This window comes from Cytobacillus sp. FSL W8-0315, from assembly GCF_038002905.1.
Taxonomy (GTDB): Bacteria; Bacillota; Bacilli; order Bacillales; family Cytobacillaceae; genus Cytobacillus; species Cytobacillus pseudoceanisediminis.
Genome location: NZ_JBBOOC010000001.1, coordinates 1,306,270 through 1,326,988, shown reverse-complemented (window position 1 = coordinate 1,326,988; position 20,719 = coordinate 1,306,270). Strand labels below are relative to the sequence as shown.

20 protein-coding genes and 1 tRNA gene are annotated in these 20,719 nt (G+C 43.4%); 3 read left to right on the top strand and 18 right to left on the bottom strand.

Translation table 11 applies throughout. From position 1 onward, the window contains the following. Window positions 1–51: 51 nt before the first annotated feature. Complete coding sequence (gene secG, locus MKY20_RS06780) at window positions 52–285, bottom strand: preprotein translocase subunit SecG (RefSeq protein WP_009331810.1); 234 nt, start codon at window positions 283–285, stop codon at window positions 52–54. 321 nt (window positions 286–606) lie between these two features. Here secG and MKY20_RS28650 point away from each other — a divergent pair, with 321 nt between their 5' ends. Both MKY20_RS28650 and MKY20_RS06775 read left to right on the top strand, forming a co-directional pair. Continuing rightward, window positions 607–807 (top strand): nuclease-related domain-containing protein, encoded by a 201-nt coding sequence (locus MKY20_RS28650; RefSeq protein WP_083390467.1) that lies wholly within the window; start codon window positions 607–609, stop codon window positions 805–807. A 151-nt stretch (window positions 808–958) separates the two neighbouring features. Beyond that, complete coding sequence (locus MKY20_RS06775; protein WP_192907868.1) at window positions 959–1,420, top strand: hypothetical protein; 462 nt, start codon at window positions 959–961, stop codon at window positions 1,418–1,420. Between the two features lie 124 nt (window positions 1,421–1,544). Here MKY20_RS06775 and eno read toward each other — a convergent pair whose 3' ends face one another. From eno to MKY20_RS06730, 9 genes are all read right to left on the bottom strand, one after another. Next, on the bottom strand, window positions 1,545–2,840 hold the full coding sequence (eno, locus tag MKY20_RS06770) for a phosphopyruvate hydratase (RefSeq protein WP_019383296.1): 1,296 nt from the start codon (window positions 2,838–2,840) through the stop codon (window positions 1,545–1,547). Window positions 2,841–2,871: 31 nt separating this feature from the next. Continuing rightward, complete coding sequence (gene gpmI / locus MKY20_RS06765; RefSeq protein ID WP_009331814.1) at window positions 2,872–4,407, bottom strand: 2,3-bisphosphoglycerate-independent phosphoglycerate mutase; 1,536 nt, start codon at window positions 4,405–4,407, stop codon at window positions 2,872–2,874. Beyond that, the gene (tpiA, locus tag MKY20_RS06760; RefSeq protein ID WP_009331815.1) at window positions 4,400–5,161 is read right to left on the bottom strand and encodes a triose-phosphate isomerase; all 762 of its coding nucleotides are present in this window, start codon (window positions 5,159–5,161) and stop codon (window positions 4,400–4,402) included. The genes gpmI and tpiA overlap by 8 nt, the downstream gene beginning before the upstream one ends. A 62-nt stretch (window positions 5,162–5,223) precedes the next feature. Continuing rightward, the gene (locus tag MKY20_RS06755) at window positions 5,224–6,408 is read right to left on the bottom strand and encodes a phosphoglycerate kinase (RefSeq protein WP_009331816.1); all 1,185 of its coding nucleotides are present in this window, start codon (window positions 6,406–6,408) and stop codon (window positions 5,224–5,226) included. A 463-nt stretch (window positions 6,409–6,871) separates the two neighbouring features. Continuing rightward, on the bottom strand, window positions 6,872–7,879 hold the full coding sequence (gap, locus tag MKY20_RS06750; protein ID WP_009331817.1) for a type I glyceraldehyde-3-phosphate dehydrogenase: 1,008 nt from the start codon (window positions 7,877–7,879) through the stop codon (window positions 6,872–6,874). Window positions 7,880–7,924: 45 nt separating this feature from the next. After that, window positions 7,925–8,947 (bottom strand): sugar-binding transcriptional regulator, encoded by a 1,023-nt coding sequence (locus MKY20_RS06745; RefSeq protein ID WP_009331818.1) that lies wholly within the window; start codon window positions 8,945–8,947, stop codon window positions 7,925–7,927. 135 nt (window positions 8,948–9,082) lie between these two features. Next, a complete protein-coding gene (locus tag MKY20_RS06740; RefSeq protein ID WP_251175546.1) occupies window positions 9,083–9,331 on the bottom strand; it encodes a glutaredoxin family protein in 249 nt (82 codons plus the stop codon). 17 nt (window positions 9,332–9,348) lie between these two features. Beyond that, window positions 9,349–10,680 (bottom strand): RNA polymerase factor sigma-54, encoded by a 1,332-nt coding sequence (gene rpoN, locus MKY20_RS06735; protein WP_071156640.1) that lies wholly within the window; start codon window positions 10,678–10,680, stop codon window positions 9,349–9,351. A gap of 359 nt (window positions 10,681–11,039) precedes the next feature. After that, a tRNA-Arg gene (locus MKY20_RS06730) sits at window positions 11,040–11,111 on the bottom strand. Window positions 11,112–11,416: 305 nt separating this feature from the next. On the opposite strand from MKY20_RS06730, the gene clpP reads away from it, so the two are divergent. Further along, window positions 11,417–12,022: an ATP-dependent Clp endopeptidase proteolytic subunit ClpP gene (clpP, locus tag MKY20_RS06725; protein WP_009331821.1), complete on the top strand. Its 606-nt coding sequence runs from the start codon at window positions 11,417–11,419 to the stop codon at window positions 12,020–12,022. Window positions 12,023–12,065: 43 nt separating this feature from the next. Here the strand turns inward: clpP and MKY20_RS06720 are convergent, their stop codons facing one another. From MKY20_RS06720 to MKY20_RS06685, 8 genes are all read right to left on the bottom strand, one after another. After that, window positions 12,066–12,323 carry an HPr family phosphocarrier protein gene (locus MKY20_RS06720; protein WP_009331822.1) on the bottom strand — a complete coding sequence of 86 codons (258 nt, stop codon included), beginning with the start codon at window positions 12,321–12,323 and terminating at the stop codon, window positions 12,066–12,068. 29 nt (window positions 12,324–12,352) lie between these two features. After that, window positions 12,353–13,303 carry a DNA-binding protein WhiA gene (gene whiA / locus MKY20_RS06715; protein WP_009331823.1) on the bottom strand — a complete coding sequence of 317 codons (951 nt, stop codon included), beginning with the start codon at window positions 13,301–13,303 and terminating at the stop codon, window positions 12,353–12,355. Window positions 13,304–13,422: 119 nt separating this feature from the next. Next, complete coding sequence (locus MKY20_RS06710; RefSeq protein WP_009331824.1) at window positions 13,423–14,400, bottom strand: gluconeogenesis factor YvcK family protein; 978 nt, start codon at window positions 14,398–14,400, stop codon at window positions 13,423–13,425. Further along, window positions 14,397–15,290 (bottom strand): RNase adapter RapZ, encoded by an 894-nt coding sequence (gene rapZ, locus MKY20_RS06705; protein WP_009331825.1) that lies wholly within the window; start codon window positions 15,288–15,290, stop codon window positions 14,397–14,399. Before rapZ ends, MKY20_RS06710 begins: the two co-directional genes overlap by 4 nt. 28 nt (window positions 15,291–15,318) lie before the next feature. Further along, window positions 15,319–15,777: an 8-oxo-dGTP diphosphatase gene (locus MKY20_RS06700; RefSeq protein ID WP_019383301.1), complete on the bottom strand. Its 459-nt coding sequence runs from the start codon at window positions 15,775–15,777 to the stop codon at window positions 15,319–15,321. 384 nt (window positions 15,778–16,161) lie between these two features. Beyond that, complete coding sequence (gene trxB, locus MKY20_RS06695) at window positions 16,162–17,112, bottom strand: thioredoxin-disulfide reductase (protein WP_071156433.1); 951 nt, start codon at window positions 17,110–17,112, stop codon at window positions 16,162–16,164. Between the two features lie 129 nt (window positions 17,113–17,241). After that, window positions 17,242–18,741: a tetratricopeptide repeat protein gene (locus tag MKY20_RS06690; RefSeq protein ID WP_071156431.1), complete on the bottom strand. Its 1,500-nt coding sequence runs from the start codon at window positions 18,739–18,741 to the stop codon at window positions 17,242–17,244. Window positions 18,742–19,212: 471 nt separating this feature from the next. Beyond that, complete coding sequence (locus tag MKY20_RS06685; protein WP_009331829.1) at window positions 19,213–20,676, bottom strand: alanine/glycine:cation symporter family protein; 1,464 nt, start codon at window positions 20,674–20,676, stop codon at window positions 19,213–19,215. Window positions 20,677–20,719 lie beyond the last annotated feature (43 nt).

The window sequence follows — 20,719 nt, the reverse complement described above, 5'->3', positions numbered from 1 at the left end:
CAGAGCCAAAAATAAAAGCCTGACCTTCTGAAGGCCAGGCGCTGCATTCATTTATATCGCGAAATAAGAAACTAAAACAGTAAGGATAAAGAATAAAACAGAAAGAACGATCGTGATGCGGTGAAGAATCAGATCAATCCCGCGTGCTTTTTGCTTTCCAAAAAGCTGCTCAGCTCCCCCTGAAATGGCACCGGAAAGACCTGCGCTTTTACCAGACTGAAGGAGTACAACTACAATTAGGCCAATCGAAACTATGACTAAAAGGGTAATCAATAATGTATGCATGAAGCCACCTCCTGAAAACGTACAATCACATTATTCTTAATTTATCACATTTTTATTGCATAAACAATAAGATTTTGGCAGGACCTGTTAGTTGGAAGGACTTTTATAGCAGCTGAGAGAATTTATATTGTGAAAGGAATGATGCCGTTGATCATAAAAGAGAGGAAAATATCAAATTTTATTCTAAGCATTAATGCCTGAGTAGACTCCCGCTATCACAGCCAAAAAGGGGTCTCATCGAAAATGATTTAACAAAGCGGAAAAGCAGGTATTCGCGGAGAAGAGGCTGTGGATTACTTTTTAAAAGATTAACCTGAGTTCATAATCGTTAAAGATACTCGGCTTTCCAATGGAAACGGAGACTTCTTTCAAATCGATATGCTTCTCCTATGCCCAAACTTCCTTCTTATCCTCGAAATTAAGAACATCTCCGGCACTCTTTATTTTGACCCCGCATTTAACCAGCTGAATATGAGCAAGCAAGAAAAGGAAAGAGGTTTTCGATCCTTTAATACAAGCTAAAAGGCAGCAAAAGGAACTTGGAAAATGGCTGGCTGATCATAAGATTCACACACCCATTGAATATCTTGTTGTAATCAGTAATCCTTCTACTGTTATCAAGACTTCCTCTTATCACAAATTGGCCATAGAAAAGGTGCTGCATGCGAGCCATTTGAGAGAAAGGATAGATAAACTAAAGGAGAACTATCCGGCAGAGACATTAACAGACAGAGAGATCAGAAAGTTAAGCAGAGCTATTACAAAAAAGAATATCCCTGCGAATTACAATGTCCTAAAATACTATGACATTGATATAAAAGAGATTATTACCGGCATTCAATGTCCTGAATGCAGCAGATTTTCAATGAAAAGGATGCTGGGCACCTGGAAATGCAGTAATTGCCATACTGCTGATAAGGAAGCACATATTAGAACCCTCCATGATTACCTTCTTTCGATTAGTTCCTCCATTACGAATCAGCAATTTCGGGAATTCACCCATTTATCTTCCTCAAATATTGCCAAAAAGCTGCTTACTGCGCTGAAACTTCCCTTTTCCAGTTCATATAAAGACCGAACCTATCAATTATCTGCCGATTTTTTTGAGAGACTCCATTTTACCAGCCGAAAATGAATATTTACTGGCCAATATTTGATTTTTACCGGCCAAAACCGGGAAAATGCCGGCCAAACTGTCCTATTTACCGGCCAACATCAAAAAAACAGCCGCCCCACGCGGGACGGCTTCACAAGCAAGATTACTTGCTCAAGTTATAGAAGGATTTTAATCCATCATATACAGCTAAATCGCCAAGCTCGTCTTCGATGCGAAGAAGCTGGTTGTATTTAGCAATACGGTCTGTACGTGACATTGAACCAGTTTTGATTTGGCCAGCGTTTGTTGCAACAGCGATGTCAGCGATTGTAGCATCTTCTGTTTCACCGGAACGGTGAGATACAACTGCTGTGTAGCCGGCACGCTTCGCCATTTCGATTGCTTCGAATGTTTCCGTTAAAGTACCGATTTGGTTTACTTTGATCAGGATTGAGTTGCCTACGCCCTGCTCGATTCCTTGAGCAAGCTTCTTCGTGTTTGTAACGAATAAGTCATCACCAACAAGCTGAACTTTTCCGCCGATGCGATCAGTTAACAGCTTGTGTCCTTCCCAGTCGTTTTCGTCAAGACCATCTTCAATTGAGATGATTGGGAACTCGTTTACAAGCTCTTCGTAGAAGTTAACCATGTCTTCTGAAGTTAAGCCAGTACGGCCTTCGCCTGCAAGATCGTATTTGCCAGTTTCTTTGTTGAAGAACTCAGAAGAAGCAACATCCATTGCAAGGTAGATGTCTTTGCCTGCTTCGTAGCCAGCATTTGTGATAGCTTCAATGATGACTTCAAGAGCTTCACGGTTAGAGCCAAGGTTTGGAGCGAATCCGCCTTCATCACCTACAGCTGTGTTCAGGCCTTTGCCAGATAAAACTTTTTTCAATGAATGGAAAACTTCAGCACCCATACGGATTGCTTCTTTAAAAGTAGGAGCTCCTACAGGCATGATCATGAATTCCTGGAAGTCCACGTTGTTGTCAGCGTGAGATCCGCCGTTGATGATGTTCATCATTGGTGTTGGAAGCTGCTTCGCATTGAAGCCTCCAAGGTAACGGTATAACGGAAGTCCTACAGACTCGGCAGCAGCATGTGCACAAGCCATGGATACGCCAAGGATCGCATTCGCGCCAAGCTTGCCTTTGTTTTCAGTTCCATCTAATGCGATCATCGTGCGGTCGATGCCAACCTGGTCAGTTACATCTAGACCAATAACAGCGTCAGCAATTAGGTTGTTTACGTTGTCTACTGCTTTTTGAACGCCTTTTCCAAGGTAACGGGACTTGTCGCCGTCACGAAGTTCTACTGCTTCGTGCTCACCAGTGGACGCTCCAGAAGGAACGATGGCACGGCCAAAAAATCCTGATTCTGTTAAAACTTCAACTTCAACTGTTGGGTTACCGCGGGAATCTAATACTTCACGAGCATATACTTGTTCGATAAATGGCATAGTAATTCTCTCCTTTTTTATAGAAAATCTTTTATTTTTTCAATAAAGAGGTTCCTGTCATTTCTTCAGGTTTTTCCAATCCAAGCAGGTCCAGGACAGTTGGAGCAAGGTCTCCTAAAATTCCGTCTGTACGGAGCTCTGCACCATCCTGTGTAACGATGACTGGAACTGGGTTTGTTGTATGAGCGGTCATTGGGCTGCCTTCCAAGGTAACAACTTCATCAGCGTTGCCATGGTCAGCTGTGATAATCGCTTTTCCGCCTTTAGAAATAATCAAATCAACAATTTTGCCAAGGCATTCGTCAACTGTTTCAACCGCCTTGATCGTTGGCTCAAGCATGCCTGAGTGCCCCACCATGTCCGGGTTGGCAAAGTTCAGGATGATCGCATCGAAATTATCAGCCTCTATTTCCTTCAGCAACGCGTCCGTTACTTCATAAGCGCTCATTTCAGGCTTAAGGTCATAGGTAGCTACTTTCGGTGAATCGATCAGGATCCGCTCTTCGCCAGGGAATTTCTCTTCACGTCCGCCGCTCATAAAGAACGTCACATGAGGGTACTTTTCTGTTTCCGCAATGCGGAGCTGTGTTTTTCCATTTTGCGCTAGAACTTCACCAAGGGTGTTATCAAGGTTGGTCGGTTTGAACGCAACATATCCGTCAACTGTTTCACTGAAGTGGGTTAAACAAACGAAGAACAAGTTCTCAGGATGTCCTGGCCCTCTATCAAATGAACGGAAGTCTTTATTTGTAAAAGTGTTCGAAATCTGGATTGCCCGATCCGGACGGAAGTTATAGAAAATGACTGCATCATTTTTCTTAATTGTTGCAACCGGTTTACCATCTTCTGCTGTTATGACAGATGGAATGACGAACTCATCAAAGATACCATTCTTATAGTTATCTTCAACTAAATCCAGGGGATCGCTGTATGATGGGCCATCGCCATACACCATGGAACGGTATGACTTTTCAACTCGCTCCCAGCGTTTGTCGCGGTCCATGGAATAATAGCGTCCAGAAATCGTCGCAAATTCGCCGACTCCGTATTCCTTCATTTTTTCCTGCGTTTCTTTAATGTAGCCTGCTGCTGTTTGCGGGCCAACATCACGTCCATCCAGGAACCCATGAACATAGACATTCTTCACGCCTTCTTCAGCAGCCATGCGAAGCAGTGCGAATAAGTGCTGAATATGGCTGTGAACGCCTCCATCTGAAAGAAGTCCCATCAAATGAAGATCCGTGCCATTCTTTTTGACATGGTCAATAGCAGAACGGAACGTTTCGTTTTTCTCAAAATGTCCTTCACGAATGGCCACGTTTACTCTTGTTAAGCTCTGATAAACAATCCGGCCTGCACCAATGTTTAAGTGGCCTACTTCAGAGTTTCCCATCTGCCCTTCTGGAAGACCTACTGCTTCGCCGCTGGCTGTCAGAGTTGCGTTAGGGTAGGTATTCCAGTAGCGTTCGAAGTTTGGTTTCTTTGCCTGGGCAACGGCATTTCCCATCCGCTCTCCACGCAATGCGAAGCCATCTAAGATGATTAATGCAACTGGAGATTTACTCATTCTTGCCTGCCTCCAATAATTGAAGGAATGATTGCGGCTCAAGGCTTGCGCCGCCTACAAGAGCTCCATCAATATCAGGCTGGCTCATATATTCTTTAATATTTGCAGGCTTTACGCTTCCGCCGTACTGAATGCGGACTGCATCTGCTGCAACTTGGGAAAATTGCTTCGCAACTACAGAGCGGATATGTGCACATACCTCATTCGCATCTGCCGATGTTGAAGACTTGCCAGTTCCGATTGCCCAGATTGGCTCATACGCAATAACAGTCTGCTTTACCTGCTCTTCAGTTAGACCATTAAGAGCCTTTTCCACCTGAGAGCCTACAAGATCCATTGTTTCGCCCTTTTCACGCTGTTCAAGCGATTCACCGACACAAACGATAGGAGTTAAATTGTATTTAAAAGCAGCCAGAGTTTTTTTGTTAACGGCCTCGTCTGTTTCATTAAACATTTCCCGGCGCTCGGAATGACCAAGGATTACATATTTTACCCCAAGGTCTTCAAGTGCCACAGGGCTGATTTCGCCTGTAAAAGCACCACTTTCTTCAAAGTGCATGTTTTGCGCGCCGATTTCAACATCATAACCCTTTGCGCTATCCACAAGGCGTTCCAGGAATAGTGCAGGGGCACATACAACTGTTTCTACCTGCTCCTTCCCCGGTACTAAGCCATTGATTTCTTCAAGAAATACTTTCGCTTCCGGAAGTGTTTTATGCATTTTCCAGTTTCCTGCGATAATTGGTTTACGCATGTTGCACGTCCTTTCATGCTTTTATTATTGTCAAAAGACAGGGCTAAACAGCCCTGGTTAAATTATTTATCGTTTAAAGCCACTACGCCAGGCAGAGCCTTTCCTTCCATAAACTCAAGGGAAGCGCCGCCGCCTGTTGAGATATGGCTCATGCGGTCAGCAAGATGGAATTTCTCAACTGCAGCTGCAGAATCTCCGCCGCCAATGACTGAATATGTATCGTTCGCTTCTGCTAAAGCCTCAGCCACTGCTCTTGTTCCGCCGGCGAATTTTTTCAATTCGAACACACCCATTGGCCCATTCCAGATGACCAGCTTGGAATTCTGGATTACATCACTGTAGATTTCGCGCGTTTTAGGTCCGATATCAAGTGCTTCCCAATCAGAAGGAATTTCTTCAATTGCTACTGTCTTAATATTGGCTTCCTCGGAAAAATCGTCTGCTACCACGACATCAACAGGCATGTAGAAGTTCACGCCTTTTTCTTTCGCTTTTTCCATAAAGGACTTTGCAAGTTCAATCTTATCTTCTTCCAATAGGGATTTCCCTACTTCATGGCCCTGTGCCTTTACAAATGTATAGGCCAGTCCGCCGCCAATGATCAGGTTATCTACCTTTTCAAGAAGGTTTTCTATTACACCGATCTTATCTTTAACCTTTGCGCCGCCGATAATGGCTGTAAATGGACGCTCAGGATTTGAAAGAGCTTTTCCAAGTACATCCAGTTCTTTTTCCATTAATAGTCCTGATACTGCAGGAAGATGATGCGCAATTCCTTCCGTTGAGGCATGTGCACGGTGTGCTGCTCCAAAGGCATCGTTCACATACACGTCAGCAAGCTCAGCAAATGCCTTTGCAAGTTCAGAATCATTCTTTTCCTCTCCAGGATAGAAACGCACGTTTTCAAGAAGAAGAACATCTCCTTCACTTAGCGTGTCAACCATTGCTTTTACAGAATCGCCATATGCTTCATCGGCCTTCTTCACTTCTTTGCCAAGAAGCTCGGACAAACGCTTTGCTACTGGTGTTAAACGCAATTCTTCAACAACTGAACCCTTCGGACGGCCCAAATGGCTTGCTAAGATTACTTTAGCACCCTGGTTAGTCAAATACTCAATAGTTGGAAGAGCTGCACGGATACGAGTTTCATCTGTAACCTGTCCATCCTTCATAGGTACGTTGAAATCAACGCGGCAAAAAACTCGTTTGCCTTTTAACTCCACATCTTTTACGCTTTTTTTGTTCACAGCAAAAGGACCTCCTTACCAGGAAAAGCGGAAGCGCCTTGCCCAGGGGCGACAAGTATAAGACGAGCGCTGGCAGAAGGCGTGCTTTGCCTTCAGAAGCGATTGGCTTATGACTCGAGACCCCAGGCGCTGGAGCTAGACACCAACCTAGTCAATTATTTTTACTTTTTGCTTTAAAACAAAAGGGAGAGGGATTGTTTCCCTGCTCCCCTTTTACCCTTATCCATTATAGACGTTAGAGATTTTAATATCCAACAAGATGAGGTATTTTTTTAGAGAAAAAATTCACCTTGAGAATGCTTCGCAAAACGAATTTTTTTCTCGTAAAGATTTCTCAATTGCCGCGATTAACGGGCAGTAGCCCCCTGGAGTAAAACGAGGAGTAACTTCCCGTTATGCCCGGTAACTTCAATTAACCATCAAAGGAGAAGAACTAATTCCCCTCTGATGGAAGTTTTCTTTTTTAAAGTCCTTTTTGAGCGATGTAGTCAACAAGGTCAACTACACGGTTAGAATAACCAGACTCGTTGTCATACCAAGAGATAACTTTTACCATGCTGCCTTCCATAACCATTGTAGACAGTGCATCGATTGTAGAAGAAGCTGGGTTTCCGTTGTAGTCGCCAGATACTAATGGCTCTTCGCTGTATGCAAGAATGCCTTTAAGTTCGCCTTCAGCAGCTGCTTTAAGAGCGCTGTTTACTTCTTCTGCTGTTACATCTTTGTCAAGCTCAGCAACAAGGTCAACAAGAGAAACGTTTGGAGTTGGAACACGCATAGCTCCACCGTTCAATTTGCCTTTAAGTTCAGGCAATACTAGAGATACTGCTTTTGCAGCGCCAGTAGTTGTTGGAATGATATTTTCTGCTGCTGCACGGGCACGGCGGTAGTCTTTGTGCGGCAAGTCAAGGATTTGCTGGTCATTTGTGTATGAGTGAACAGTTGTCATCATACCGCGCTTGATTCCGAAGCTGTCGTTCAATACTTTTGCAAATGGAGCCAAGCAGTTTGTTGTACAAGATGCGTTAGAGATTACATGGTGGTTTGCAGGGTCATATTTATCATGGTTAACACCCATAACCACTGTGATATCTTCGTCACTTGCAGGAGCTGAAATGATTACTTTCTTCGCACCAGCTTCAAGGTGTTTCGCAGCGTCAGCACGCTTTGTGAAACGGCCAGTAGATTCTACTACTACTTCTACGCCAAGGTCTCCCCATCCTAATTGAGCAGGATCGCGCTCAGCAAGTACTTTTACTTTATGGCCGCCAACAACAAGGTAATCGCCATCAACTGTTACTTCTTCATTTAATGTTCCGTGTACGGAATCATATTTTAAAAGGTGTGCAAGCATGTTTGCATCTGTAAGGTCATTTACTGCTACAACCTCTACGTTAGGGTTTTTAAGAGCTGCACGGAAAACAACACGCCCGATTCTTCCAAATCCGTTAATACCAACTTTAACTGCCATGATTATTTCCTCCTTAGAAAGGTAGATTTAATATTTGAAAAGGGATTACCCTTTTAACAACTGTTTTGCTGCACCTTCATCTGTCACTAAAATGGTAGAGGATGGTGCCCGTTTCATGTATGCAGCAATGGCTTTTGCCTTTGAAGAGCCGCCTGCCACTGCAATGACATGTTCAATATGGGATAGGTCATCCAGCTGAAGGCCGATGGTCTGAACCTTATGTACAACCTCGCCGCCTTCATTGAAGTAATAACCAAAGGATTCTCCTACTGCTTGGGCATGCTTGATTTTAACAAAATCTTCTTCACTGGTTTTGCGGCGTTCCGCCATTGTAATAGCGTCCCCAATCCCGTGTAAAACCATGCTAGCAGATTTGATCTGGGTGATTACTTCTTTAATATTGGGTTCCTTAATAATGCTTTCATACATCTCCCTGCTCACCTGGTCCGGTACATAAAGGACGCGGTGTCTGGAATCTGTATGATCAGCCATTTTTGCACAAATGGTGTTAGCCTGATTTTTAACATCTTCCCCAATTCCGCCCCGTGCCGGCACAAACAGCCAATCCCGTTCAGCAAGATCAGGGGTTAGCATCTCCGCTACGGCTGCCATTGTGGATCCGCCGGTAACTGCGATGATATTTTTGCCTTTGAGCCTTGATTTCATACACATCGCTGTTGCCCTGCCAAGCTCCTGCTTTACCCATGGAGATTCATCGCTGTTGCCCGAAACAATGATCGCCTGGCGAATGCCAAGTTTTCGGGATAATTCCTGCTCCATTACGGCTATACCCGATATATCCCTCATTATTCCTTCAAGAGCTTCAAGCAAATCCCTGCCATCGGCAGAAAGGCTCATCCCCGTACTTGAAATGCGGATCAGATTCTGGTCTTTTAAAAATTCAACCTCACTTCTCAGCACTCTTTCCGTCAGGCCCAAACTTACTGCAAGGCTCCTTCTTCCAACCGGCTCCATCAGCCCTATGTAATGAAGGATCCCATAGCGCTTCTGCATAACCGCAAGCATATCAGGCAATAATCTTTTTTGAATATCAATTAGTGAGTACATCCGGATAGCTCCTTAATCATATGTGGTCATTTTTTGTCCCGCATAGACATATTATGTCCCACTTACCACAAAAAAAATCACCCTTGCTTCTCTTCAATAATAGCAAGAGTGAGTAGTGAAATCAACTGATAAAACTCAGTTTTTTTCTGTAAGCGCTTCACTTACCGTAATGGCATCAATATGCCCGAACTGCACTTTATACCCATCAATTTCAACAACCGGGATCATGAGCCCATACTTCTCTGTCAGTTCATCGCTACCATCAATGTCTTTCTCAATTAAGATAAATTCGTACTCTTTCTTTAATTCCATTATTACATCCTTGGCTTTATCACACAGCGGGCAACTGCTGCGTGTATAAAACACGACCTCTGGCTGTTTCAATCAGCAAATCTCCTTTATCAGTCATACCTTTTCCGTTTAGATGATGATGGGATGCCCAGCTGATCCCGATATTTTGCTATCGTCCTTCTGCTGACAACCATCCCCTCTTCTTCCTTCAGCAGCTTCACAAGCTCCTGGTCGGATAAAGGCTTTTGCTTATTTTCCTTTTCTATCATTTTACCAATTATCGTCTTGACCTGCTGTGAAGACGTATTTTCATCGGATGTTGTTTTAATCGTGCTTGAGAAAAACGACCTCAGCTCATAGGTCCCATATGGCGTTTGCGCATATTTTTCCCGGACAGCACGGCTGACAGTTGATTCATGAATATCGAGTTCATCTGATATTTCCTTCATGGTCATCGGCTTCAGATGTGAAGGTCCTTTTATAAAGAAGTCCTGCTGTTTTTCAACGATTTTAAGGGTCACATTCGCAAGAGTCTCTTTTCTCTGCTCTATGCTCCTCATGATCCATTGATAATCCTGCTGCTTTTCCTGAAGGAAGCGGCTGACATTCCGGTCTCCAGAGGCCGCAAACTTTTTATAATAACCTTCATTAAAACTGATTTTAGGAAGCACTTCATCAAAAACACTTACAGAAAAGGAGCTTCCATCCCACTTAATTATCACGTCCGGTGTTATATATGCCGATTTCTCGCTTTGGAAGGATGAAGCCGGCCTAGGATTCAAGGTCTGCACAAGGTCGAATACCTCCTGAATCTCTTTTAGCCCCACACCAAGCTGCTTGGAAATCTCTTTCCATTTCTTCTCCGCAAAAAAGGTAAAGTATTCATCTAAAATAATTTCAGCGAGTTCATTTCTCTCTGGCAATCTCTTAATCTGCAGGGAAAGGCACTCCTGGAGATTCCTCGCGCCAACACCAGCAGGCTCGAGTTCCTGCAATTCTTCAAGCATCTGTTCCATATTTTCAAGAGGCATCTGGAGCGCCTTGGCAGCTGTCTGCAAATCCGCTCGCAAGTAACCGTTTTCATCAAGGCTCTCAATAAGATGCTCAATTACTTTTTGTTCGTCCTTGTTTAATTTCAAATGAAGCTGCGACTTCAAATATTCATCCAGCTTCATCGTCTTTCCGCAGCCAATCTGCTCAATCCAATTTATTTTATCTTTTTCGACTTTTATTCTCGTCGGTTTGACACGGTCATAACGGGGATCCATCGTCTGGACTTGACCGGACTCTACTTTTAAAAGGGGATTTTCAAGCGCCTTGCTTTCCAAAAAAGCAGAAAGCTCCTGTGTGCTGTATTGCAGAAGGGCAATCGCCTGCGTCAGCTCCTGTGTCATTGTTAATTTCATTGTCTGCTGCTGCCATAACCCAGCTTTCAAATTCATCGTACATTCCCCCTGTCCCCATTTTACAATATTCCAGGTAAATGTTGTATGGAAATTTCTTGGCAAATGCCAATCGCACGGGCACTTTACCATCTTTCTGAATACTTCACAATATGCATGGAAGAGGGAAGAATATTCATTTTTTATGGTGAAAACTGTGGATTTTAAGGATTTTTTTGAAATTCAGGCTTAAGTTTAGGAAGTTTTTTAGATTTATGTGCGGATAGAGGAATTTTATTTGCGTATAGGGCCAATTTACTTGCGGATAAATTTTTTTGTGTGCGCATAGGCTGGATTTATTTGCGGATAGCGTAAAAAGTAAAAACTCCCTGTCCATATCAGACAAGGAGTTTTGGCAGCGCCCTCGGCAGGAATCGAACCCACATCTTAAGAACCGGAATCTCACGTGCTATCCGTTGCACCACGAGGGCAGATATTTTAATAGGTGGCTGACCAAGCGCTCAGCCGCTACGATAACTAATTATATGATAAGTTTATTCACTTTGCAAGCCTCCTTTTAGTTTAAAAATTGGAACAATGGGTATCATGGAATGAGATAGCACAGCACAGAAAAAAGTGTCGAACGAATCAAGCACGAATTCTATGCGATTTGTTTGACCTTAATTGACCATCAGTGTATCATGATAATACATAGGAGTTAAAAAATTTTCTTTACTTGGAAGAACATGCTTGTTCATCTTGTGTGTTGACCTTATCTTGAAGGAGGAATTGGAAAATGAACTTAATCCCTACAGTTATTGAACAAACAAACCGCGGGGAGCGCGCTTATGATATTTACTCCCGCCTTTTAAAAGACCGCATCATTATGCTGGGAAGCGCAATCGATGACAATGTGGCAAACTCAATTGTTGCCCAGCTTTTATTCCTTGAAGCAGAAAATCCTGAAAAAGACATTTCCATTTACATTAATAGCCCGGGCGGTAGCATTACAGCTGGTATGGCTATTTATGATACGATGCAATTTATCAAGCCAAAGGTACAAACGATCTGTATCGGTATGGCAGCATCCATGGGTGCGTTCCTTCTTGCTGCTGGTGAGAAAGGCAAGCGTTTTGCCCTTCCAAACAGTGAAGTCATGATTCATCAGCCACTAGGCGGAGCTCAGGGACAGGCGACTGAAATTGAAATCGCTGCAAAGCGCATTCTTTTCCTTCGCGAAAAATTAAACACAATTCTTTCAGAGCGCACTGGACAGCCGCTTGAAGTCATTGCGAGAGACACTGACCGCGATAACTTTATGACAGCTGAAAGAGCTCTTGAATACGGTTTGGTTGACCAAATCATTACCAGAAACTCTTTGGATGAGAAGAAAGATAAATAATAAGCATAAAAAAACAACTCGCATCTTCCCGATGCGAGTTGTTTTAGTTTTCCTTTTGAATATAGTTCGCAAGTGCCTCAAGAGCTTCGTTTTCGTCGTTCCCTTCAGCCTTGAGGGTAATGACTGATCCTGAGCTTACTGCCAGACTCATCAGCCCCATTATGCTTTTGGCATTTACCTTCTTTCCGTCCTTCTCCAGAAAAATATCGGATGAGAACCGATTGGCCTCCTGTACGAACAATGCCGCCGGACGTGCCTGTAATCCTGTTTTCAGCTTAACTTCAACCTGTTTTTCCGCCATTGTATATCTCCTCCCTGCTGATCCCTCTATCAGTGAGCATCTATAGTGTCGCCTGCCCGGAGTTTCTCAGCGATTTCATCTATTTTTCTTAATCTGTGATTAATACCCGATTTACTGATATTTCCGCCTGAGACCATTTCCCCAAGCTCTTTTAAAGTGACATCCTGGTAAGCTACACGCAATTCGGCAATTTCCCGCAGTTTGTCAGGAAGAACCTGAAGTCCGACAGTTTGATCGATGAACCGGATATTTTCCACCTGGCGCAAAGCAGCTCCAATTGTTTTGTTTAAGTTCGCTGTTTCACAATTTACGAGCCGGTTGACCGAGTTTCGCATATCGCGGACAATCCGGATGTCTTCAAACCGGAGCAGAGCTGCGTGTGCACCGATAATATTTAGGAACTCCGTTATTTTTTCGGCTTCCTTTAAATACGTGATATAGCCTTTTTTCCGTTCAAGCGTTTTGCTGTTCAGCCCGAACGTATTCATCAATTCACACAGGGAGTCATTATGCTCCTTGTAAAGTGAAAAGATCTCCAAATGATAGGAGGAGGTCTCCGGATTATTTACCGATCCCCCGGCAAGGAATGCACCGCGCAGATAAGAACGCTTACAGCATTTCTTTTTTATGAGCTCATTGGAAATATCGTGTGTAAATACGAATCCCTCGCTTAAAATTTTCAGATCATCAAGAATCATACTGGCCTGTTCCGTTAGCCTGACAATATAAACATTGTTCTTTTTCAGCCGCATTTTTTTCCGGACCAGGAGCTCGACCTGAACGTTGTAATTCCTTTTAATCAGAGTGTAAATCCTTCTTGCAATTGCTGCATTCTCCGTCTGTATATCCACAATCAATTTCCGGCTGGAAAAAGAAAGTGAACCATTCATCCTGATTAAGGCGGACAATTCCGCCTTCCCGCAGCAGTCTTTTATTTCCAGGTTCGTCAATTCTTTTTTCGTTTCCGAAGCGAAAGACATCCCTTCACCTCCTATCCGCAAAAGCGCTAAGCCAGTAGCATATAAAAAGATATTCTTTACTGAGCAAACGTATGCACAGTTTATTTTTTTACCGGCAAAAGCCCTTTCACACCTGTATACTACGCGTTAAAACGCCTATTGGTTTCATGTAAAAGTAAATTATATAGCATTTGGGCAACTTCTTTTGTATCATGGCGAATGATCCCGCCTTCGTGGCTGACAATTTCACCGTGCATTATTTCAAGGCCCAGTTCGGTAAGAGCACCTGTATCATACACAACAGGCTTTGCCATTTCCTCGCTGTACCTCTCCTGAATATGAGGAGGAATTTCCTCATTGTTTACCAGAATGGTATTGATAAAAGCACAGCTCATATGATCATACAATGCTTTTACGTGATCACTTGCCGTGTAATCGAGCGTCTCTCCTGCCTGTGTCATTAAATTGCATATATACACCTTTTTCGCCTTAGAATGACAGACCTCACGTCCCAGCCTAGGGACAAGCAGGTTTGGAAGAATACTGGTATATAAGCTTCCAGGCCCTATGATGATCATATCAGCCTGTCTGATTGCCTGCAGTGATTCAGGCAGGGCTTTGATATTTTTAGGGGTTAAAAATACCCGTTTAATTTTTTTGCCGGAATAGGGAATCTTTGATTCTCCCGATACTATGGTCCCGTCTTCCATTTCTGCATGAAGGACCACACTCTGGTTTGCAGCCGGCAATACCTTTCCCCTTACGTTTAACACCTTGCTCATTTCCTGAATCGCATGAACAAAGTTTCCTGTTATCGAGGTCATGGCCGCTAGAATCAGATTGCCAAGCGAATGCCCGGATAACTCATTGGATGTCGCAAAGCGGTGCTGGAACATCTCCTCAATGAGCGGCTCCACGTCTGAAAGAGCTGCCAGTACATTGCGGATGTCACCGGGCGGCGGGATATGAAGATCATTTCTCAATCTTCCTGAACTGCCGCCATCATCGGCAACTGTCACAATGGCAGTAATATCAACAGGGAATTGTTTCAATCCCCTTAAGAGGACAGGCAGCCCTGTTCCTCCACCGATGATGACGATTCTTGGCTGTCGGTTCATTTGATGTTTTCCTTTCTCCTCTCGATGTCACGGTGCGTGATTGCCGTATGGTAATCCTTGCCGAAATAGTCAGCAATATACTCTGTCAGCGCTACCGAACGATGCTGGCCTCCCGTACAGCCGATTGCAACGACCAATTGAGCTTTCCCTTCCCGTTTATAATGCGGAAGCATGAAGCTCAGCAGCTCCGTAACCTTCTCGAGAAATTTACTTGTTTCAGTCCATTTCAGCACATAGCTGGATACCTCTTCATCTAATCCTGTCTTCGGCCTCATATGCTCAATATAATGCGGATTCGGAAGGAACCGGACATCGAACACCAGGTCGGCATCAATTGGAATTCCATGCTTAAAGCCAAAAGACATGACGTTAACCGTAAATATAGTTTTCTTATTCAATGAGAATTCTGTGAGAATTTTCTCTCGCAATTCCCTTGGTTTCATTTGTGATGTGTTATAAATAAGCTGGGCCCTGCCTTTTAATTCTTCAAGCAGTTCCCGTTCAAGCTTTATGCCTTCAAGAGGTAATCCTGATGGTGCAAGGGGATGGAATCGTCTTGTTTCTTTATATCTTCTGACGAGCGTCGAATCATCAGCATCAAGATATAAAATTTGCGGGGTGACCCAGGATGTCTCGGATAATTCATCCAGCGCTTTAAATAAGTGGTCAAAAAACTCACGGCCGCGCAAATCCATCACCAATGCCACCTTATTCATTTTATTCCCTGATTCCTTCATAAGTTCAAGGAATTTCGGCAGCAGTGTCGGCGGCAAGTTGTCTACACAGAAGAAGCCAAGATCTTCAAAGCTTTGGATGGCTACTGTTTTCCCTGCCCCTGACATTCCCGTAATAATCACCATTTGAGTATCATTAACTGCACCCGTGCTCATTTATAATTTCCCCCTGTTTCTGTCAAATTCAGCTTGGATCCAGCCTGTAACTAAGCAGTTCAAAATCAGGCGTATACGTAAACGTTCCATAAATCATGCCCTGTCCATGAATCATATACTCCAAAATATGTGAATCTCCGGCAGCCATCGGCAGATTCTTAACCTCTGAAAACGGATGCCAGCGAAGTTTGCCTTCATCTGATTCCTCCAGGTTCAGCCCATCAGAAGCTGTAGCCAGGAAAGTAAACATCATCCACTCCTGTACAACCTTATCGCCATCCTTCATGATGAACGTAAAAATGCCTTTAATATTCGGATTTCGCAGATAAATGCCTGTTTCTTCCCTGAACTCACGGATGCACGAGTCCCTCACTGATTCACCCGGCTCCATTTTTCCGCCCGGAGCCACCCACCAGCCTCTTCTCGGCTTCTGTAAAAGCAATACTTTATCGTCTTTCAGTAACACACAGTTCGTGACTCGCTGCAACACATTTCACCTCTAATTTTCCGAAATCATACCGCTGCCGCCTTTTCATGAAATCGCTTAAAGTAAAGTCCGGCTAACGTTCTTTTCTTATTCATTTCATTATACTATTTTTGGCTTACAGCCACAATGAATACAGGTTTCCAAAAAACATTCTTCAAAACATACTGTATTTATGCAAAAAAAGAGCACAGGCATGTGCCTGTGCTTTAAAAGGATTATATCTTTAAAAGGGGGTCAATTTCTATTCCTATACTACCCGAAATTTATTTCATGAAGGTTACAGGAGAATTAAAACCACATGACTTTTTGTAAAACTTTTCAACCAGTGGCTTTTTTTACTAAAATAAAAGGCATACAGCCCCTAGGACCATATGCCTGTTCCCATTATTTCTTCACTTTAAGGCGTTCTTGCAATTCTTCAACATAGTGCTGGGCGCTTTGGGCAGCGATGCTTCCATCACCTGTTGCTGTAACGATTTGGCGAAGGGATTTTTCGCGGATATCTCCGGCTGCAAAAATGCCTTCCACCCTTGTTTCCATTCGGTCGTTTGTTTCAATATAGCCATTGCTGTTCGTGATGCCAAGGCTTTCAAATGGCTTGGAAAGAGGAACCATGCCGATATAGATGAAGACACCATCTGCTTTGAATTCTCTTTCTTCCCCTGTTTCAGTAGACACAAGCGTTACGCTGCCTACTTTTCCGTCCTTATCATTAACTTCCTTCACTGTAGTGTTCCAGATAAAGTCGATTTTTTCATTGTCAAACGCACGCTGCTGAAGAATCGCCTGCGCACGAAGCTGGTCCCGTCTATGAACGATTGTCACCTTAGAGGCGAAACGGGTCAAATATACGCCTTCCTCAACAGCAGAGTCACCGCCGCCGACTACAACAAGCTCTTTGCCTTTAAAGAATGCTCCATCACAAACTGCACAATAGGATACACCGCGTCCGCCAAGCTCTTTCTCACCAGGAATGCCAAGCTTTTTGTATTCGGCACCAGCAGAAATAATTACTGAGCGTGCTTTATATTGCTTCGATCCAGCAATAACAGTTTTATATTCTTCGCCGTCAATGATTTCTTTAATATCTCCATACGCATATTCAGCGCCAAATTTCTTCGCATGATCGAACATTTTGGTGGATAAATCCGGGCCTAAAATATGGTCAAAACCAGGATAGTTCTCAACTTCTTCTGTATTGGCCATTTGTCCGCCCGGAACACCGCGTTCAATCATTAGTGTAGACAGATTTGCACGAGATGTATATACAGCTGCCGTCATCCCTGCCGGACCTGCGCCAGCGATAATGACATCATAAATTTTTTCTTCAGTCACAGCGATTCACTCCTTCAGTAATCAGAAATCCAGTATTTTAAATAAAACACTCTATAAATACGCATATTATAGTATGACCTTCTTACTGTTATCCTATAAAATTGGCGCGTGTTTCGTCCATACATCTGCTCACTGAAGGCGGTCGTTCACCGATTTTACATATTTACCCATCGTTGAAGCGGAAATCCCGTATCTTCCTGCAATTTTTGATTGGGAAACCTTTTCGTTTCGAAGCTTATGCCAGACATACTCAATTGCTGCAGCCCAAGCCTTATTGTTTTTTATATTCTGGCAGTTATTTGTCAATTCAGCAAAAATGGTAAACCACATTAAATACAGGCCGGCTTCCACCGTGCCAATCGGATGGTAGTTTTCATAAAACAGTTCAGCTGTCTCATGCGCAGCCTGAACCTGGGCAGGCGCTTCCTGGTCTGTTTTCACAAAAGAGAGATATTCCTTCTCCACAGCTGAAAACTTATTGTTTCGTACAATTGCTTCAGAGATCAAAATTTCATCTCTTCTGCTGGATACTGACGTAAGGAAAAGGCCGAATAACCGCTCTTCAATATAGTCGCTTTCCAGCTTTTTTAGAATGGATGAATAATGGTCTTCAAAGCCGCTGCTGGTTACTTTTTCATCGTTCCAGGGCTCAAAGCCTTCTTTTTCCGGATTAATCTCAATGGCTTTCTTCCATGCTGATTTCGCCATTTCTTCACGTCCGGTAAAATATGCGGAATAGGATAGCCAGTAATAAAATGGTCCGTCCCCTTCAAAGCCTTTCTTTTGAAGCTTGCGAAGCCATGCAAAGGCAGCCTCATATTCGCCGGTCAAAGCAAAAGTGGCACCAAGCTTGAACTGATGTTCAATTGAAAGCGGCTTAATTTTTTTCAGAGCCTCTTTCAACAAGCGCACCTGCCTAAAATCCCGCTCGTAAAAAGCAAAGACAAGCTTGTTGCACAAAGCGTGCAGATTACCCGGATTTTCTTCCAGCACCTTCTCTAAAATATCTGCTGCCTTTTGCACTTCTCCAAGGTAAAAATACGCCAAGGCCAAATTGTTGTATGCGGACCAGTACTCCGGATACTCATCAATCACAGAGTTCAGTATCTCAACCGCTTTTGGAAAATGACCGGACTCCAGCAATTCCCGTGCGTGTTCCTGTTTCGTTATCAGGTCATCCTGCTCGTAGAGCTCATCATCCAAATCTTCCCCTTCAAGCGTCAGAAGTTCCAGCAGATCCTCTGTATCTTCCGTAAACTCTCCGTCCCGATCCAAATCCAGATACGTATTTGCATGCGTGTAAGCATCTTTGAAAAGGCCCATATGAGCATAGTTGTTGGCAAGGAAATAATGGCATTCCACCATATCCTCATCAAGCTCTTCCAATATCATATGAAGCAGCTTATTCGACTCCTGATACTCACCCATTTCTGAATGGACAATTGCAAGCTGACAGATAATCATCGGTTCACCCGGCTCAAGCTGCATCGCCCGCATTAAATATTTCTTTGCTTTATGAAAATCCCTGCGGTGGTACGCCTTAATCCCTTTGGAAAAATAGTACTCACCATTCGGGATAAATGACAGTAACTTTCCCTTTTGGTGTCTAGCTTTAGAGTCTTTACTCATGAAATCCTCCATAAATGTTAGTAACTAAAGTAGTATATCACACGAACAAGCCTGTGGAGAAGGGAAGAAATGACAATACTATTTCCCATCGGAATTTTTTATTGGAAATCTTATCGCGGTTATGTTTTAAAGGGTTGTTGCGGTGGTTTAATAGGGGAGCTAAATTAGGAGATAAACTGCTCGCTTCGCGCCGGGTGATAGCAGCGGCCTCTGGTGGTGCCGGTGTGGGGGATGAGGGAATCGAATAACCTTCTGGATATATGAGGAGATTTCAGTGAAGGAGCTCCCGAAAGTCCTTATTCGCAATCGGAGTCTGTAAGTGGGGTTTCGGATCTAGTTGCTGAACATAAAGATGGTGACAGCCTGGAGTACTGGCCATTTGGGCTCCAGCAGTTGGTGAAGAAGCTGCCACCACATGCAATAAGGATTTTAGAAGTAAAAGCGGGAAGTGTTCTCTGTTTCCGGCTGCACTTAAATTACCTTCTTGCCTTTTGAATTGCTTTCTTTCACTTTCTCCTCCCAAAAATCAGCACCTTTAATGCCAAGTTTAACAGGATCGAAGACTGGTTCAATGCCCGCTTTCTTCTGTTCTTCATAATCTTTAAATACTTTTAAGGCTGTTTTAGTCAAAAATAGAATAGCGACTAAGTTAAGCCAGGCCATACTTCCGAAGCCAAAGTCTCCGAGCGCCCATAATAGGGATGCATTTTCAACACTGCCTAAGTAGATCATTCCTAAGAAAAGAATCATTAAGCCTGCTTTTAGCCCTTTTAGATTTCTCTTTCTGCCAAGGTAAACGAGGGTTGTTTCAGAAATATAGTAGTAAGCCAACAGGGTTGTAAAGGCAAAGAAGAAGATAGCAATAGCTACGAAAAAACCGCCAAATCCAGGGATAACGCTTTCAACGGCCGCCTGTGTCCACATTGGTCCAGCTTCAACACCTGGGATGTTCTCAACAATCGGCTGCTTTCCTTCTGGTGTAACGCTGTACATACCGGTGATTAGAATCATAAGTGCAGTAGCTGTGCAAACAATGATAGTATCAATATAAACAGAGAATGCTTGAACAAGACCTTGTTTTGCCGGATGGGATACATCTGCTGCAGCTGAACTATAAGTTCCTTCCCCTACACCAGCAACGTTAGAGAATACCGCTCTCTTAACGCCCCATGCAATCGCTGCACCGATAATACCGCCAAACATTTCATTTGCACCAAATGCACTTGAAATAATCAGCCAAAGCATGGCTGGAATTTCTGCTGCATTGGCAAATAAAAGAACGAAAGTAATAACCACATATCCTAAGGCCATAAAAGGGACAACTTTTTCCGAAACAGTAGCAATTCGCTTAACGCCGCCAAAAATAATGATGCCAAGTAATACAACAAGAATGATTCCAGTGATGCTTTTATTGAGGCCAATTGTGTTTTCGAACCCAACAGCAATCGTATTTGCCTGAATACCTGGAACTAAAATTCCGTAGCAGAGGGTAACAACAATCGCAACAAATACCGCGAACCATTTTATATTTAAACCTTTTTCAATGAAATAAGGAGTTCCGCCCCGGTATTGATTACCATCTTTTACTTTATAGACCTGAGCAAGAGTAGATTCTATAAAAGCACTTGCTCCACCTAATAAAGCCATAATCCACATCCAGAAAACCGCTCCCGGACCTCCGAATGCAATCGCAGTAGCAACCCCGGCGATATTGCCAATACCGACCCGGCCAGCTAAAGCCATTGTAAATGCCTGGAAAGAGGATACACCTGATTCCGGGTTACCCTTTTCAAAAAGAAGTTTAATCATTTCCTTAAAATATCTAAATTGCACAAAACGTGTCATAATGGAAAAGAACAATCCAGCACCAAGCGCGAACGCTACCAATCCAAGACTCCAAACTAAACCCGACGCTTTATTCACTAATTCTTCCATCTTATCCCACCTATTTTCAAACTTTAAGTAGATAGTTCCGTTT